The sequence below is a fragment of the Fodinibius salsisoli genome, from assembly GCF_026229185.1.
Classification (GTDB): domain Bacteria; phylum Bacteroidota; class Rhodothermia; order Balneolales; family Balneolaceae; genus Fodinibius; species Fodinibius salsisoli.
On sequence record NZ_JAGGJA010000035.1, the window covers coordinates 1 to 1,239 of the forward strand.

1 protein-coding gene is annotated in these 1,239 nt (G+C 47.3%); it reads right to left on the minus strand.

Going from position 1 to position 1,239, the window contains the following annotated elements:
* Positions 1-26: 26 nt before the first annotated feature.
* Positions 27-980, minus strand: a complete 954-nt coding sequence (locus J6I44_RS20505) for an IS110 family RNA-guided transposase (protein ID WP_265768140.1) — start codon at positions 978-980, stop codon at positions 27-29.
* Between the last annotated feature and the right edge of the window lie 259 nt (positions 981-1,239).

Sequence of the window (1,239 nt, forward strand, 5' to 3'; positions counted from 1 at the left end):
TTATGCGCAATGAACTGTGTTGAAAGTCAAGCAGCCAATGCCTTTTTTTCTTCAAATGGTTCGCACTTACTACCTACGGCAAATGCCTGTCGAAGCAGTTTATGAGCAATGGCTACCTTAATCACTTTTTCTGGTTTTCCTCTTTTCTTTAGTCGATCATACATTTTCTTGCAGGCTGGATTGCTGCGTTTTGCGGACCAACTGCACATATACAGCAGCTTCCGTAGTTGTGGGCAGCCCAACTTGCTAATACTTCCGCGTCCTTTCACCGATGAACCAGATTCCCAGATCCGGGGGCAAATGCCCACGTAGCTGGCCAATTTTCTGGCGCTATTAAAGCGACGGAATCCATCGGTAACTGTTACCAGCTCAATAGCTGTTTTTTTGCCAATGCCAGGTATCGTTAAAAGCGCTTCCATAACCTCCTCGTAATGCTCCTCAGCCAACGCTTCCATACGTTTATCAATACGGGTAATATTATCTTCTAACTCCGTTTGCATCTTCCGGTTTAGCTCATTTACCATGGGCTCAATTTCTTTATTTTGATTAAATGCTTCGGCCTGTCCGGTGAGAATGGCTTTTTGCCGCAGGAGCCCTTCCCGCATGCTCATTAGCTTTTTCAGGGCTTGTCGGGGGTTAGAGGGCGGACACCACAGCTCCGGTTGTTGATCAATGCCATACTGGGCAAGTAACCCAGCATCTTTGGCATCGGTCTTGGTTCGGGTCAGCTTCATCTGTCCGTAGCGCCGGATAACCAGTGGATTTAGGACACTGACTTTTATGCCCTGCTCATATAAATACGTAGCCAATCCCAGGTAATAAGGGCCGGAGGCTTCCAGCACCACCAGGGGATCGCCTTCTATCCACTCGCTTAACTGCTTCCATCCGGTTGGGTCATTAGGAAATTGACCAGCGAGCCTGCGGGCCGAGCAAAGGCAGTCAAACCATTCTTTTGAAATATCTATACCAATAGTGTTCATCGCTTCGTATATTTTAAATATGTGAAGGTGAAGAAGGTTTCCGTGTCCAAATCCATCCTACATACTGGCTCGAAGCCTACTGAACTGTCCGTGATAACACGGTGGTGGCAAATGGGCAGGGCAATCATTGCGCTCGAGCTCTATGGCTCAATGTCGTCTTACTGGTTCCCTTCCCGCCACCAACCTTCCGTTTGACCGAATATCTGCGAATCTAAAATACCAGTCAATACTAAGTGCTTTAAACATAGGATGTCGTTAG